At 64.7% G+C, this 14,376-nt stretch carries 16 protein-coding genes; 11 read left to right on the top strand and 5 right to left on the bottom strand.

The genetic code is table 11. The annotated features are described in order from the left end of the window. Positions 1 to 4 precede the first annotated feature (4 nt). Both IB234_RS03725 and rph read right to left on the bottom strand, forming a co-directional pair. Entirely contained in the window at positions 5 to 370 is a 366-nt protein-coding gene (locus tag IB234_RS03725) for a DUF4870 domain-containing protein (RefSeq protein ID WP_192314052.1), read from the bottom strand. Between the two features lie 23 nt (positions 371 to 393). Beyond that, on the bottom strand, positions 394 to 1,113 hold the full coding sequence (gene rph / locus IB234_RS03720; RefSeq protein WP_192314049.1) for a ribonuclease PH: 720 nt from the start codon (positions 1,111 to 1,113) through the stop codon (positions 394 to 396). Between the two features lie 157 nt (positions 1,114 to 1,270). On the opposite strand from rph, the gene IB234_RS03715 reads away from it, so the two are divergent. The 6 genes from IB234_RS03715 (at position 1,271) to IB234_RS03690 (ending at position 6,496) form a co-directional block, all read left to right on the top strand. Then, positions 1,271 to 2,134, top strand: coding sequence for a YicC/YloC family endoribonuclease (locus IB234_RS03715; RefSeq protein ID WP_192314046.1), 864 nt, complete (start codon positions 1,271 to 1,273; stop codon positions 2,132 to 2,134). 39 nt (positions 2,135 to 2,173) lie between these two features. After that, positions 2,174 to 2,794 (top strand): guanylate kinase, encoded by a 621-nt coding sequence (gene gmk, locus IB234_RS03710; RefSeq protein ID WP_192314043.1) that lies wholly within the window; start codon positions 2,174 to 2,176, stop codon positions 2,792 to 2,794. Positions 2,795 to 2,889: 95 nt separating this feature from the next. After that, complete coding sequence (gene rpoZ, locus IB234_RS03705; protein ID WP_192314041.1) at positions 2,890 to 3,156, top strand: DNA-directed RNA polymerase subunit omega; 267 nt, start codon at positions 2,890 to 2,892, stop codon at positions 3,154 to 3,156. Between the two features lie 63 nt (positions 3,157 to 3,219). Next, positions 3,220 to 5,328, top strand: coding sequence for a bifunctional GTP diphosphokinase/guanosine-3',5'-bis pyrophosphate 3'-pyrophosphohydrolase (spoT, locus tag IB234_RS03700; RefSeq protein ID WP_192314038.1), 2,109 nt, complete (start codon positions 3,220 to 3,222; stop codon positions 5,326 to 5,328). Positions 5,329 to 5,376: 48 nt separating this feature from the next. After that, a complete protein-coding gene (locus IB234_RS03695; RefSeq protein WP_192314035.1) occupies positions 5,377 to 5,757 on the top strand; it encodes a RidA family protein in 381 nt (126 codons plus the stop codon). Between the two features lie 4 nt (positions 5,758 to 5,761). Beyond that, positions 5,762 to 6,496: a hypothetical protein gene (locus tag IB234_RS03690; protein ID WP_192314032.1), complete on the top strand. Its 735-nt coding sequence runs from the start codon at positions 5,762 to 5,764 to the stop codon at positions 6,494 to 6,496. A 17-nt stretch (positions 6,497 to 6,513) separates the two neighbouring features. On the opposite strand, the gene IB234_RS03685 is transcribed toward IB234_RS03690, so the two are convergent. From IB234_RS03685 to IB234_RS03675, 3 genes are all read right to left on the bottom strand, one after another. Then, entirely contained in the window at positions 6,514 to 7,137 is a 624-nt protein-coding gene (locus tag IB234_RS03685) for a LysE family translocator (protein WP_192314029.1), read from the bottom strand. 68 nt (positions 7,138 to 7,205) lie between these two features. Continuing rightward, a complete protein-coding gene (locus tag IB234_RS03680; protein ID WP_192314026.1) occupies positions 7,206 to 8,006 on the bottom strand; it encodes a helix-turn-helix transcriptional regulator in 801 nt (266 codons plus the stop codon). Beyond that, on the bottom strand, positions 8,007 to 8,861 hold the full coding sequence (locus tag IB234_RS03675; RefSeq protein WP_192314024.1) for an NAD-dependent epimerase/dehydratase family protein: 855 nt from the start codon (positions 8,859 to 8,861) through the stop codon (positions 8,007 to 8,009). Between the two features lie 189 nt (positions 8,862 to 9,050). Between IB234_RS03675 and exbB the strand changes: the two genes are divergently transcribed. The 5 genes from exbB to recG all read left to right on the top strand — a co-directional run bounded on the left by exbB (position 9,051) and on the right by recG (position 14,370). Beyond that, entirely contained in the window at positions 9,051 to 10,145 is a 1,095-nt protein-coding gene (gene exbB, locus IB234_RS03670) for a tonB-system energizer ExbB (protein ID WP_192314022.1), read from the top strand. A 3-nt stretch (positions 10,146 to 10,148) separates the two neighbouring features. Beyond that, positions 10,149 to 10,574, top strand: a complete 426-nt coding sequence (gene exbD / locus IB234_RS03665; RefSeq protein WP_192314019.1) for a TonB system transport protein ExbD — start codon at positions 10,149 to 10,151, stop codon at positions 10,572 to 10,574. Next, the gene (locus IB234_RS03660) at positions 10,571 to 11,275 is read left to right on the top strand and encodes an energy transducer TonB (RefSeq protein ID WP_192314017.1); all 705 of its coding nucleotides are present in this window, start codon (positions 10,571 to 10,573) and stop codon (positions 11,273 to 11,275) included. Before exbD ends, IB234_RS03660 begins: the two co-directional genes overlap by 4 nt. A 90-nt stretch (positions 11,276 to 11,365) precedes the next feature. Further along, positions 11,366 to 12,298: a hydrogen peroxide-inducible genes activator gene (locus IB234_RS03655; RefSeq protein WP_192314015.1), complete on the top strand. Its 933-nt coding sequence runs from the start codon at positions 11,366 to 11,368 to the stop codon at positions 12,296 to 12,298. Beyond that, on the top strand, positions 12,295 to 14,370 hold the full coding sequence (recG, locus tag IB234_RS03650; protein WP_192314013.1) for an ATP-dependent DNA helicase RecG: 2,076 nt from the start codon (positions 12,295 to 12,297) through the stop codon (positions 14,368 to 14,370). Before IB234_RS03655 ends, recG begins: the two co-directional genes overlap by 4 nt. Positions 14,371 to 14,376: the final 6 nt, after the last annotated feature.

Here is a 14,376-nt window from a genome sequence, read left to right as displayed (position 1 = left end):
GTTATTACTTGATCAACCGCCAACACAGCGGATAACGATAGGTCCTGCCCTCATTGGCCTTGATCCCGGCGATGATGGTCAGCACCAGCGCACCCAGGCACAGCAAAGGCAGCAACAGGAAACCGATTACCACCACCGCCAGCAGCATGCACACCAGCGCAGCAAGGGAAACGGTGATATGAAAGTTCAGCGCTTCTTTCCCTTGATCGTCGACAAAAGGGTCGAGATCGCGCTTGAGCTGCCAGACAATCAACGGACCGAGCAGGTTGCCGAATGGAATCAGCAATCCGGCAAAGGCGGCGAAGTGGCAGAACATCGCCCATTGGCGCACCTCCTGGCTCGGAGTGGGGTTGATATTCTGCTCTTCCATGGGGTTCTCCGCGGATTAGTATGTCAGTCGGCCAGGCTGGCGCGCTGCAACTCGAACAGCTCGCGCATACCCTGCTGAGCCAGCGCCAGCATGGCATTCAGTTCTTCCGGCTGGAAAGGGGCACCTTCGGCAGTGCCCTGGACCTCGATGAAGCCACCGGTGTCGGTCATCACCACATTGAGGTCAGTCTCGGCAGCCGAGTCTTCCAGATAGTCCAGATCCAGCACCGGCTCGCCCTGGTAGATACCCACAGAAACGGCAGCAACCATCTGCTTGAGCGGCTCGCCCTTCAGCGCGCCGCGCTTCTTCAGCACTTTCAGCGCATCGGCCAGAGCCACCATGGCGCCGGTGATAGAGGCAGTGCGAGTACCACCGTCAGCCTGGATGACGTCGCAGTCGATGTAGATGGTGTTCTCGCCCAGCTTGCTCATGTCCAGCGCGGCGCGCAGCGAACGACCGATCAGGCGCTGGATTTCCAGGGTACGACCACCCTGCTTGCCACGACTGGCCTCACGCTGGTTCCGGTCGCCCGTGGCGCGCGGCAGCATGCCGTACTCGGCGGTCAGCCAGCCTTGGCCCTGGCCTTTGAGGAAGCGCGGCACACCGGACTCGACGCTGGCGGTGCAGATCACTTTGGTGTCGCCGAATTCGACCAGCACCGAACCTTCGGCGTGCTTGGTGTAGTTGCGAGTGATGCGCACGGAACGCAACTGGGTGGAAGCACGGCCGCTGGGACGTTTCATCTGCTGGTACCTGTAGAAAAGCGGAAATCTTCGGGCACCTTCGCCCAAACCTGCGGGCATTATAGGGCGACCATGAACGGCGCGACACGCCAGATTGGGCCAGCGGTCGCTCTGCGCTACAATCCGCGCCCACTCGTCATTTCATGAGGCTCTCACCATGGTGCACAGCATGACCGCCTTCGCCCGCGTCGAAGGCGCCGAGGCCCACGGCACACTGAGTTGGGAGCTGCGTTCGGTCAACCACCGCTATCTGGAGCCGCACCTGCGCCTGCCCGATGCTTTCCGCGACCTTGAAGGTGCCGTGCGCGAAGCGCTGCGCCAGGGCCTGTCACGTGGCAAGGTGGAATGCACCCTGCGCTTCTCCGAGGAGAATGCCGGCAAGAGCCTGCAGGTGGACGAAAGCCGTGCGCGCCAGTTGGTCGCCGCCGCCGAACAGGTTGCCGCGCTGATCCAGCAGCCGGCTCCGCTCAACCCCTTGGAAGTGCTGGCCTGGCCCGGTGTGCTGGTGGCCGACGCCAGCGACCCGCAGGCGCTGAATGCCGCTGCACTCAAGCTGTTCGAGCAGGCCCTGGGCGAGCTGAAGAACGGCCGCGCCCGCGAAGGCGCCGAACTGGCCAAGCTGCTCAACGAGCGCCTGGACAACATCCTCCAAGAAGTCGGGACCCTGCGCGTACTGATCCCGGAAATGCTGGCCAACCAGCGGCAGAAGATCGAGGCCCGCTTCGCTGAGATGAAGGCCGAGCTTGATCCGCAGCGCCTTGAGCAGGAACTGGTGCTGCTGGCACAGAAGAGCGACGTCGCCGAAGAGCTGGATCGCTTGAGCACCCACGTCACCGAGGTACGCCGAGTGCTCAAGGCCGGCGGCGCTGCGGGCCGCCGTCTGGATTTCCTCATGCAGGAACTCAACCGTGAGGCCAACACTCTCGGCTCCAAGGCTTTCGACCCACGCAGCACTCAGGCCGCAGTCAACCTCAAGGTCCTGATCGAGCAGATGCGCGAGCAGGTCCAGAACATCGAATAAGCCGCTAGGCTTGAGCCACAGTTACTCCAGGACAGACAGATGACCGTCACCACCGGCACTCTCTATATCGTTTCCGCCCCCTCCGGCGCCGGCAAGACCAGCCTGGTCAAGGCCTTGCTCGACAGCGACGTACGTATCCGCGTATCCGTCTCGCACACCACCCGCGCCATGCGGCCAGGCGAGGAAAACGGGGTCAACTATCACTTCGTCGACCACGAACAGTTCACTGCGATGATCGAGCGCAGCGAATTCCTCGAGCATGCCCAGGTGTTCGACAACTTTTATGGCACCTCGCAAACCTGGGTCGAGCAGACCCTCGCCGCCGGCTCCGATCTGATTCTTGAGATCGACTGGCAGGGCGCGCAACAGGTGCGCCGGCTGATGCCACAAGCCAAATCGATCTTCATTCTGCCGCCGACCCAGGAGGCCCTGCGCCATCGCCTGACCAACCGCGGACAGGACAGCGCCGAGATCATCGAGCGACGCATGCGCGACGCAGTCAGCGAGATGACGCACTACGTCGAGTACGACTATCTGGTGATCAACGACGATTTCGCCCATGCTCTGGATGACCTGAAAGCCATCTTCCGCGCCAACCAGCTGCTTCAGGGTAGCCAGCAGCAGCGCCATGCCGGCTTGCTCGGCGAACTGCTGGTCTGATCGGGGCTTCCCTAATTGCTGGTGATTTTTTAGACTATTCAGTCCGCTCGCCCATCCGGGCCCAGCCTTATTTGCTATTTGCCACGAGGAACACCATGGCCCGCGTTACCGTTGAAGACTGCCTGGAGAACGTAGACAACCGCTTCGAACTGGTCATGCTGGCCACCAAGCGTTCCCGTCAACTGGCCACCGGCGGCAAAGAACCGCGCGTAGGCTGGGAAAACGACAAGCCGACCGTGGTCGCCTTGCGTGAAATCGCCGCCGGCCTGGTAAACGCCGAGTTCGTTGCCCAGGAAGACCTGGTCGAAGACGAGCCGCTGTTCGCCGCCGCCTTTGAGGAAGAGGCCAACGAGCCTCTGTAAGCCTATGCCTGGTCGAAGTCTCGCGGCACCGGGTCAAGCGCCAGCACGGCAGGGGGCAATCCCTTGCCGAGCATAGATACCCTCGCCGACAGACTTTCGTCCTATCTGGCCCCGGACCAGGTCAACCTGGTCCGCCGCGCCTATTTTTACGCCGAGCAAGCCCACGACGGGCAGCGCCGCCGCAGCGGCGAGGCCTACGTTACCCACCCGCTCGCCGTCGCCAACATCCTCGCCGACATGCACATGGACCATCAGAGCCTGATGGCCGCGATGCTGCATGACGTGATCGAGGACACCGGCATCGCCAAGGAAGCACTCACCGCTCAGTTCGGAGAAACCGTCTCGGAGCTGGTGGATGGCGTCAGCAAGCTGACCCAGATGGACTTCCAGACCAAGGCCGAAGCGCAGGCCGAGAACTTCCAGAAGATGGCCATGGCCATGGCGCGCGACATCCGCGTGATCCTGGTCAAGCTGGCCGACCGCCTGCACAACATGCGCACCCTGGAAGTGCTGTCCGGCGAGAAACGTCGGCGCATCGCCAAGGAAACCCTAGAAATCTACGCGCCCATCGCCAACCGGCTGGGCATGCACAGCATGCGCGTGGAGTTCGAGGACCTCGGCTTCAAGGCCATGCACCCGATGCGTTCCGAGCGCATCCGCACCGCGGTCAAGCGCGCCCGCGGCAACCGCAAGGAGATCGTCGCCAAGATCGAGGAATCGATCACTGCCTGCCTGCAGCGCGAGGGCATGGAAGGCGAGGTGATTGGCCGCGAGAAGCACCTCTACAGCATCTACCAGAAGATGCGCGGCAAGCGCCGGGCGTTCAACGAAATCATGGACGTCTACGCCTTCCGCATCATCGTCGACAAGGTCGACACCTGCTACCGCGCCCTTGGCGTGGTGCACAATCTGTACAAACCCCTGCCGGGCCGCTTCAAGGACTACATCGCGATCCCCAAGGCCAACGGCTACCAGTCGCTGCACACCACCTTGTTCGGCATGCACGGGGTGCCCATCGAGATCCAGATCCGCACCCGCGAGATGGAAGAGATGGCCAACAACGGCATCGCCGCCCACTGGCTGTACAAGTCGGACGGCGACGATACGCCGAAGGGCAACCATGCCCGAGCCCGCCAGTGGGTGAAAGGCGTGCTGGAAATGCAGCAACGCGCCGGCAACTCGCTGGAGTTCATCGAGAGCGTGAAGATCGACCTGTTCCCGGACGAGGTCTACGTGTTCACGCCCAAGGGCCGCATCATGGAGCTGCCGAAGGGCTCCACCGCCGTCGACTTCGCCTACGCGGTGCACACCGACGTCGGCAACAGCTGCATCGCCTGCCGCATCAACCGCCGCCTGGCGCCGCTGTCGCAGGCCCTGGAGAGCGGCTCGACGGTGGAAATCGTCACCGCCCCCGGCGCGCGGCCGAATCCGGCCTGGCTCAACTTCGTGGTCACCGGCAAGGCGCGCACGCACATCCGCCACGCGCTCAAGCTGCAACGCCGCTCGGAGTCGATCAACCTCGGCGAACGCCTGCTGAACAAGACGCTCACCGGCTTCGACAGCCATCTGGAGAAGATCACCCCGGAGCGCATCCAGGCCGTGCTCGGCGAATACCGCCTGGAAGTGCTCGAGGACCTGCTGGAAGACATCGGCCTGGGCAACCGCATGGCCTATGTAGTCGCCCGCCGACTGCTGGCCGAGACCGGCGATGCCGCGCCCAGCCCGGATGGGCCGCTGGCCATCCGCGGTACCGAGGGCCTGGTGCTCAGCTACGCCAAGTGCTGCACACCGATTCCCGGCGACCCCATCGTCGGCCATTTGTCCGCTGGCAAAGGTATGGTCGTGCACCTGGACAGCTGCAAGAACATCGCCGAGATCCGTCATAATCCAGAGAAGTGCATTCAGCTCAACTGGGCCAAGGATGTCACCGGCGAGTTCAATGTCGAACTGCGTGTCGAGCTGGAGCACCAGCGCGGCCTGATCGCCCTGCTCGCCAGCAGTGTCAACGCCGCCGACGGCAACATCGAGAAGATCAGCATGGACGAGCGCGACGGCCGCATCAGCGTGGTCCAGCTGGTCGTCAGCGTGCATGACCGCGTGCACCTGGCGCGCGTCATCAAGAAACTGCGCGCCCTCAAGGGTGTCATCCGCATCACCCGCATGCGCGCCTGACGGCGCCGTGCCGCAGTACAACAACAATTCATCGAATCGGAGTTCGTTATGAGCAAGACCGTCATTTCCTCGCCCAACGCCCCGGCCGCCATCGGCACCTATTCCCAGGCCATCAAGGCCGGCAACACCGTCTACCTGTCCGGGCAGATCCCGCTGGACCCGAAGACCATGGAACTGGTGCAGGGCTTCGAAGAGCAGACCGTGCAGGTGTTCGAGAACCTCAAGGCAGTGATCGAGGCAGCAGGCGGCTCGTTCAAGGACGTGGTCAAGCTGAACATCTTCCTCACCGACCTCAGCCACTTCGCCAAGGTCAACGAGGTCATGGGCCGCTACTTCGAACAGCCCTACCCGGCCCGCGCCGCCATCGGCGTAGCCTCCCTGCCGCGCGGCGCACAGGTGGAAATGGACGGCATCCTGGTTCTCGAATAAATCCATGCGCCTCGCTCCCCTGCTCATCCTAGGCGCCGGCCTGCTGGCTGGCTGCGCGGGCCCTGGCTCGCCCGACGGAACCTGGATCAACCAGCCCATCATCGATGCCGCCCGCGAAGGCATTCCGCTGCGCGAAGCCCTGCTCGCCCACGGCCCCGTCCTGGAGTGGCGACTGGATAGCCAACGCGGGCTGGCCACCTACAGCAACGGCTTCGAAGCCCCACAGGGCGAGATGACTGCAGGCGAGAAGGCTGGTCATTGGCAGGTGAGCTACCAGGGTGACTATCAGGAAGACCTCACCCAGGAGAGCGAGGAGTTGGTGCAGCAGGCCAGCGCCAACGGTCCCGAGCAGCACTTCAGCCGCCCGACGCACGTGGCGGAAGATGGCACCCCGCTCGGCAGCAGCTTCGAATGGGCCTTGTACGATGCCTACCTGGGTGGCGAATGGAAGATTCGCGAAGGTACCGGCGAGGGTGGCCTGGTGCTGTTCCATCCGGACGGTCGCCTGGAGGGCCTGCCCGGCACGGAACGATACGCGCTGTGCCTGGCTGGCGACTGTGCCGCCATGGCCGGCGAACATGACAGCCTATGGCTCCAGCTCGGCAACCAGGGCGCACCCTGGCTGTTCGAGCGCAATGGCGATGACCTGCGCATTCTCGAAGCCATCAACCGGGCAGCGCCCGACGAGGTTCCCGACCTCCGCCCGGGTCGCCAGGTCTGGCTGCTCGAGCGCGACTGACTGGCGGCTGGCAGGATCTACCAGCTACCCAGCCCAGCCAGCAGCCAGAGGCCCAGCGCCGCCAGCAGCGCGCCGCACAGGCGATCAAGCAACGAGATTCGAAGCTGTAGCCATCCGCGCCAACGCGCATGGCCGAGAAGACGCACCAGCATCATGTCCCAGACCAGCACCACCAACGTCATCCATACCACGCTTGCCACCACCCCCCAAACAGGCATCGCGGCCTCGCGGAGCGCGCCGAACAGTCCGGCGTAGAAAATCGGCAGCTTGGGGTTGAGGCTGCTGGCGATCGCCCCCTCGATGAGACCATGGCGCCATTGGCCTCGGCGCTCCAAAGTCTGCTCAGGTAATTCCAGACGGCGCCGCGCCAACAACGCCTGGCCGCCGAGCCATAGAAAGTACCCCCCGCCCACCCCCTGCAACACCAGCCACCAGGCATTGTCCGCCGTCGCTACCAGGCCTAGCAGGAGCAGCACCAGTAGCATGCTCAGCAGATTAGCCAGTGCGATACCCGCCGCGCAGCCATCTGCATGCCGCTGCCCACGCAGCAACGACGCTCGCACCAGCAGGAAGAAATCGGGCCCCGGCGACAGCAGCGCCGCGAGGTGGGTACCAGCAACCAATAGGAACAATGCGAACACGACCACGAATCTCCTCGGAACGGGAGCATCAGTGTCGATAGAGAGGCACGAGCCGTATTGGAAAAAAGTCAGGTCGTGGCGGCGAGGCGAAAACGCCCCGGGCTAACACCCGTGAACCGCTTGAAGGTGCCACTGAAGTGCGCCTGATCGTAGAACCCCAGCTCGAGGGCAACTTCCAGCGGTGGCTGACCGTCGAGCAACATACGCTTGGCCTCGCGCACCCTGCGCTGCAGGAGATAGGTATGCGGCGGAACACCATAGGCACGACGAAAGGCCTCGATCAGATGACGTGGATGCCGCTGCACGAGTCCGGCCAGCTGTTCCATGCTGACAGCCTCGGCGAAGTGAGCCTCCAGATACTCCCGCAGACGAACCGTCATACCACCGTCACGTAGCGTCGGCGCAGCTTCGGCCAATCCGCCATGGCGCACGAAGACCCGCTCCAGCACTTCCAGCAGCTCGACCTCCAGCGCCAAGGCATCACTGCGCTCGAACTCCTGCGCCAGGCGCGCCAGGCCGGCAGCCACCTGGCCGTCATCGGCCGGGTTGAGCTCACGAAATCCACCCGGCAGGCGCTTGCGCCCGAGCAGGGCAGGCAAACGCGCCTCCTCCACATAGAGCATGCGGTACATCAGCCGCTCGGATTCGGCGTGGCCGGTATGCGGCTCCTCGGGATTCATTAGCGACAGGGTGCCGGCAGGTAGCGCGTGCCTGGCACCCCTGCAGACATAGCCACCCACGCCTTGCAGAATCGCGCCGATGGCAAAAGCGTCGTGACTGTGCCGGCCGAACTGCTGCCCGGAAAAGTCCGCATGAAACAGCTCCACGCCCGGTAGCCACACACGCGCCAGCAGGCGGTTCGCCTCCACCTAGCCGCGCCCATTGAGGACCGCTGCGTACCCCTCGCGATAGCTCGGGTACTGCGGCGTCCAACCCAGGGCTCGGGCCCGAGCATTGCTGCAACGCTTGCTGCCGGCACGACGCACGCTGTTCTGCTCCGCCCACTGGGTCACCGCCAACTGCTCACGCAGCCAGCCGACTACCTCATGCAGCGGCGCCGGCTCATCGTCGACGCCCAGGTAACAGTTGGCCAACTCGACACCGCTAGCATCGGCTTGCAGAAGGAAGGCCAGCAGGCCGGCCGCATCGTCAGCATGGATACGATTGGCGTACAGGGGCGGCTCGCTGGCTACCCGGTAACCCTGTCGCACCTGGTTGAGCAGCCACTGGCGGCCAGGCCCGTAGATACCGGTGAGGCGCACCAGGGTGGCGGGAAGGCCGCTGGCGAGCGCCAGTTGTTCCGCCTCCAGCATCACTCGTCCGGAGTACCCTGCGGCCTCGGCAGGCGAATCCTCGTCGATCCATTCACCCCCCTGCTGGTCATAGACCCCGCTACTGGAGACAAACAGCAGACGTCGGGGCCGCTGGCCGCGCTCGGCCAGCCAGGCCAGCGCATTGCGCAGCCCCTCGACATAAGCACGATGGTAGCCGGCCTCATCGTGCTGGGTTGCTGCCACGCAATACACCAGATATTCCAGATCGCCCTGCGGCCAAGCCGCCGGGACGATCGGCTGCTGTAGATCGCCAGGTACCGGCAGGACTCCCTTGGGCAACTGCGCGACATCTCGCCGCAGGCCAAATACCGTCCAGCCACGTGCAGCCAAAAGCACCGCCAGGCGCCCGCCAACATCACCGCAGCCAGCAATAACCAGGCGCTTTGACATGAAAAATTACCTCGAAAAGCAACGAGCAGACCGATCGGTCCGACAGGGAAGAGAGGGGCCGCAGTCGTGCAGAAAGGTTACATCGTTACTTTCATAAACAAGAATTACTTGCAATAATGTTGGCCTTTTTTAGCGGGAGCCCATTCCAATGGGCCCGCTCAGCGTACATCCCACTTAGGTCCGGCCAGCATGAACCGTAACGCTCTCCGCACACAATCCTCTCGTCTGTCCCTGGCAGCCCTATTGTTCGGGCTGTTGTTGCCGATCGGCGGCCATGCCGAAGAAACGACCGCAACCCAGGCCCCGCTCTCCGCACAGGAGCAGACGGCAGCGCCGGCAGCGGCCGCACCAGGTGTCGACGGATCTGTTCCTGTTACGCCGGCCCAGAATCCACAGGTCGAAGCCCTCAAGGCCAAGCTGGCTGCCCTGGGCGCAGAAGCCAGCCTCGAGCAGGTCGAGGCGGCCAAGCAGGAATTTCTGCAGCAGAACGGCATCACCGGAACCGAAGCCGACCAACTGCTGCGGACCGTCGATGAGCAGCCGGGCGACGATCTCGCGCTGAGCGAGGAAGACGAGAACGCGGTTCTTCATGACCTCTCGCCGATGGGCATGTACAACAATGCCGACAAGGTCGTGAAGAGCGTGATGATCGGCCTGGTACTGGCCTCGATCCTGACCTGGACCGTATGGCTCGCCAAAGGCCTCGAGCTGCTGATTGGTCGTCGCCGCCTGCAGCGCGAACTGCTTGACCTCAAGGGTGCTCGCAACCTGAACCAAGCGGCTGACCAGGCCAACGCCAAACACAGCTTCAGCGCCACCCTGATCGAAGACGCCCGCGAAGAACTGCGCCTGTCCGCTGGCTGCCGCGAGAAGGAAGGCATCAAGGAGCGCGTGAGTTTCCGCCTTGAGCGCCTGGTCGCAGCCAGTGGCCGCAAGATGAGCCAGGGCACCGGCGTGCTGGCCACCATCGGCTCCACCGCACCGTTCGTGGGCCTCTTCGGGACCGTCTGGGGCATCATGAACAGCTTCATCGGCATCGCCAAGTCGCAGACCACCAACCTGGCCGTGGTCGCCCCGGGTATCGCCGAGGCCCTGCTGGCCACCGCACTGGGCCTGGTCGCCGCGATCCCCGCCGTGGTCATCTACAACGTCTTCGCCCGCTCCATCGCCGGTTACAAGGCCCAGGTGGCCGACGCCTCGGCGCAGATCCTGCTTCTGGTCAGCCGTGACCTGGATCATCCGGCCGGCGAGCGCACCCAGGCGCCCATCGCCAAGGTGGGCTGAGCCATGAGCCTGCATCTGCACGAAGGCGGTGACGACCTCCAGGAAAACCACGAGATCAACGTCACGCCGTTCATCGACGTGATGCTGGTGCTGCTGATCATCTTCATGGTCGCCGCACCGCTGGCCACCGTGGATGTGAAAATAGACCTGCCGGCATCAACCGCCAAGCCGGCTCCCCGGCCAGACAAGCCGATCTATCTGAGCATCAAGGAAGACAGCGCACTGTTCCTCGACAACGAGCAGGTCGAACCGGCCAAGCTCGGTGCCGCACTGGACCTGCGCACCAGCGGCGACAAGGACAAGACCATCTTCGTCCGCGGCGACAAGGGCGTGCAGTACGAAGAACTGATGCGCGTCATGGATAACCTGCGGGGCGCCGGCTACCTGAAAATCGGCTTGGTGGGCCTGGAAACGGTCGGCGCGAAATGACTCAATCGCGACGCATACCGCTATGGGCTACAGCGCTACTGATTGCGGCCGGACTGCATGTCGGCCTCTATCTGGTCGCTCGGTTGAACCCCAAGGTCGAGCCCATGCAGATGCCTCCGGCGGCGATGATGATCGAGCTCGAACCACTGGTCGCGCCCGTCGAGCCGCCCCCACCGCCCCCGCAGCCGGTCGTCGAACCTGACGAGCCGGAGCTGCCCAAGGTGGTAGAGGCACCGAAGCCCAAGATCGCGATCGTCAAGCCAAAGCCGAAACCCAAGCCGAAGCCGCCTCAGCCGAAGCCGCCGGAGCCTGAGGTCAAGCCACCCCAGGAGGAGGCACCGGTAGTTGCACGCGATGAGAAGGCAGCAGCGCCGCAGAAGGCCCCGGTCAGCGCGCCGACGCAGGCCCAGGTGAGCTGGCAGAGCATGCTGCTCGGCCATCTGGCGAAGTACAAACGCTACCCCGAAGATGCGCGTCGTCGTGGCTTCGAGGGTGTCAACCGACTGCGTTTCGTGCTCGATGCCAACGGCAAGGTGCTGTCCTACTCGCTGGTGGGCAAATCCGGAAGCGCTTCCCTTGATCGCGCCACCCTGGAGATGATCCGTCGTGCCCAGCCGCTGCCGCCGCCGCCCGCAGATATGCTGCAGAACGGCCAGCTGGAGATCGTGGCACCCTTCGTCTACTCCCTGGATCGACGCTGATTCGATGAACAAGGCGGATTGCCTGCCGTTCGGCCTTGGTTCCCGCGAATGCAGCCGCTATGCTTGGCCGCATCTCAATGGAATTTGACTATGACCCTCACCGAGCTGCGTTATATCGTCACCCTCGCCCAGGAACAGCATTTCGGGCGCGCCGCCGAACGTTGCCACGTCAGCCAGCCGACCCTGTCGGTTGGCGTGAAGAAGCTGGAAGACGAGCTCGGCGTGCTGATCTTCGAGCGCAGCAAGAGTGCGGTACGCCTGACCCCGGTCGGGGAGGGCATCGTCACCCAGGCGCAGAAGGTTCTGGAACAGGCCCAGGGAATCCGCGAGCTGGCCCAGGCCGGCAAGAATCAGCTGGCCGCGCCGCTGAAGATCGGCGCCATCTACACCGTCGGCCCCTATCTCTTCCCGCACCTGATTCCACAGCTGCACCGGGTCGCGCCGCAGATGCCGCTGTACATCGAAGAGAACTTCACCCACATCCTGCGCGACAAACTGCGCACCGGCGAGCTGGACGCGATCATCATCGCCCTGCCGTTCCAGGAAGCCGATGTGCTCACCAAGCCCCTCTACGACGAGCCGTTCTTCGCCCTGCTGCCGGCCGGCCATCCCTGGGCCGAGCGCGAGAGCATCGACAAGGAACTGCTCAACGACAAGAGCCTGCTGCTGCTAGGCGAGGGGCATTGCTTCCGCGACCAAGTGCTGGAGGCCTGCCCGTCGCTGCGCAAGGGCGGTGAGGATTCGGCCAAGCACACCACGGTGGAGTCCAGCTCGCTGGAGACCATCCGCCACATGGTCGCCTCCGGCCTGGGTATCTCGATCCTGCCGTTCTCCGCCGTGGACAGTCACCACTACGCCCCCGGCGTGATCGAGGTACGCCCGCTGACCGCGCCAGCGCCTTTCCGCACCGTGGCCATCGCCTGGCGTGCCAGCTTCCCGCGGCCCAAGGCCATCGAGGTTCTGGCCGACTCGATCCGCCTGTGCTCGGTCGCCCGCCCCCAGGGTGAAGCCGCTTCGGCATGACCGAGCTGGCACAGGTCCCCGTCACGGTGCTGAAGGGCGTCGGTGACGCGCTGGCAGAGAAGCTCACCAAGGTCGGCCTGGAAAGCCTGCAGGACGTGCTGTTCCATCTGCCGCTGCGCTATCAGGACCGCACCCGCATCACCCCGATCGGCGCCCTGCGCCCAGGCCAGGACGCAGTAGTCGAAGGCGTGGTGGCCGGCGCAGACGTCGCCATGGGCCGCCGCCGCAGCCTGTTGGTGCGCCTCCAGGATGGCACCGGCACCCTCTCCCTGCGCTTCTTCCACTTCAGCCAGGCGCAGAAAGACGGCCTCAAGCGTGGTACCACCCTGCGCTGCTACGGCGAAGTGCGCCCCGGCGCCACCGGCCTGGAGATCTACCATCCGGAATACCGCGCGCAGAACAGTGACGAGCCGGCGCCGGTAGAGCAGACCCTGACTCCGATCTACCCAACCACCGAGGGCCTGACCCAGCAGCGGCTGCGCCAGCTCAGCCAACAGGCCCTGGCCCGACTCGGCCCGCAGAGCCTGCCCGACTGGCTGCCCGCCGAGCTAGGCCGCGACTACCAGTTGGGTCCATTGGCCGACGCCATCCGCTACCTGCACCGACCGCCGCCAGACGCCGACCAGGAGGAGCTGGCCGAGGGCCGCCACTGGGCCCAGCACCGCCTGGCCTTCGAGGAACTGTTGACCCACCAGCTGTCACTGCAGCGCCTGCGCGAGCAGGTCCGCGCCCAGGCTGCCCCCATGCTGCCACCGGCCAAGCGCCTGCCGCAGCAGTTCCTCGCCAACCTAGGCTTCAACCCCACAGGTGCGCAGCAGCGCGTAGGCGCTGAGATTGCCTATGACTTGGCGCAGTCCGAGCCGATGCTGCGTCTGGTGCAGGGCGATGTAGGGGCGGGGAAAACCGTAGTGGCGGCACTCGCCGCGCTGCAGGCGCTGGAGGCCGGCTACCAGGTGGCGCTGATGGCGCCGACCGAGATCCTTGCAGAGCAGCACTTCCTCAACTTCACCCGCTGGCTGCAGCCTTTGGGCATCGAGGTTGCCTGGCTGGCTGGCAAGCTCAAGGGCAAGGCCCGTGCCGCCGCACTGGAGCAGATCGCGGGCGGAGCACCGATGGTGGTCGGCACCCACGCACTGTTCCAGGATGAGGTGCGCTTCCAGAAGCTCGCGCTGGTGATCATCGACGAGCAGCACCGCTTCGGCGTGCAGCAGCGCCTGGCGCTACGGCAGAAAGGCATCGACGGCCGCCTCTGCCCGCACCAACTGATCATGACCGCCACGCCGATTCCGCGAACCCTGGCGATGAGCGCCTACGCCGACCTGGACACCTCGATCCTCGACGAGCTGCCGCCCGGACGCACCCCAGTGAATACGCTGGTGATCGCCGACAGCCGCCGTCTCGAAGTAGTGGAGCGTGTGCGCCTGGCCTGCCGTGAAGGGCGCCAGGCCTACTGGGTATGCACGCTGATCGAGGAGTCCGAGGAGCTCACCTGCCAAGCGGCCGAGACCAGCTTCGAGGAGCTTTCCAGCGCCCTGGGCGAACTACGCGTCGGCCTGATCCACGGGCGCATGAAGCCGGCCGAGAAAGCCGCGGTGATGGACGAGTTCAAACGCGGCGAGTTGCAACTGCTGGTCGCCACCACCGTCATCGAGGTCGGTGTCGACGTGCCCAACGCCAGCCTGATGATCATCGAGAACCCCGAGCGCCTGGGCCTGGCCCAGCTGCACCAGCTACGTGGCCGGGTCGGCCGCGGCAGCGCCGCCAGCCACTGCGTGCTGCTCTACCACGCGCCGCTGTCGCAGCTCGGCCGCGAACGCCTGGGCATCATGCGCGAGACCTGCGACGGCTTCGTTATCGCCGAGAAGGACCTGGAACTGCGCGGCCCCGGCGAGATGCTCGGCACCCGCCAGACCGGCCTTCTGCAGTTCAAGGTCGCCGACCTGATGCGCGACGCCGATCTGCTGCCGGCCGTGCGCGAGGCCGCGCAGGAGCTGCTGGCGCGCTGGCCGCAGCATGTCAGCCCGCTGCTCGAACGCTGGCTGCGCCACGGCCAACAGTACGGCCAAGTGTGAGCCAGC

It is taken from the genome of Pseudomonas sp. PDM16, from assembly GCF_014851865.1.
Taxonomy (GTDB): domain Bacteria; phylum Pseudomonadota; class Gammaproteobacteria; order Pseudomonadales; family Pseudomonadaceae; genus Aquipseudomonas.
Note: the sequence above shows the minus strand (reverse complement) of the source record. Positions and strands in the feature narration are given on the sequence as shown.

Coding starts and splice junctions, on each gene's coding strand:
- IB234_RS03725 (WP_192314052.1), bottom strand. CDS start 370: ATGGAAGAGCAGAATATCAACCCCACTCCGAGCCAGGAGGTGCGCCAA.
- rph (WP_192314049.1), bottom strand. CDS start 1,113: ATGAAACGTCCCAGCGGCCGTGCTTCCACCCAGTTGCGTTCCGTGCGC.
- IB234_RS03715 (WP_192314046.1), top strand. CDS start 1,271: ATGGTGCACAGCATGACCGCCTTCGCCCGCGTCGAAGGCGCCGAGGCC.
- gmk (WP_192314043.1), top strand. CDS start 2,174: ATGACCGTCACCACCGGCACTCTCTATATCGTTTCCGCCCCCTCCGGC.
- rpoZ (WP_192314041.1), top strand. CDS start 2,890: ATGGCCCGCGTTACCGTTGAAGACTGCCTGGAGAACGTAGACAACCGC.
- IB234_RS03695 (WP_192314035.1), top strand. CDS start 5,377: ATGAGCAAGACCGTCATTTCCTCGCCCAACGCCCCGGCCGCCATCGGC.
- IB234_RS03690 (WP_192314032.1), top strand. CDS start 5,762: ATGCGCCTCGCTCCCCTGCTCATCCTAGGCGCCGGCCTGCTGGCTGGC.
- IB234_RS03675 (WP_192314024.1), bottom strand. CDS start 8,861: ATGTCAAAGCGCCTGGTTATTGCTGGCTGCGGTGATGTTGGCGGGCGC.
- exbB (WP_192314022.1), top strand. CDS start 9,051: ATGAACCGTAACGCTCTCCGCACACAATCCTCTCGTCTGTCCCTGGCA.
- exbD (WP_192314019.1), top strand. CDS start 10,149: ATGAGCCTGCATCTGCACGAAGGCGGTGACGACCTCCAGGAAAACCAC.
- IB234_RS03660 (WP_192314017.1), top strand. CDS start 10,571: ATGACTCAATCGCGACGCATACCGCTATGGGCTACAGCGCTACTGATT.
- IB234_RS03655 (WP_192314015.1), top strand. CDS start 11,366: ATGACCCTCACCGAGCTGCGTTATATCGTCACCCTCGCCCAGGAACAG.
- recG (WP_192314013.1), top strand. CDS start 12,295: ATGACCGAGCTGGCACAGGTCCCCGTCACGGTGCTGAAGGGCGTCGGT.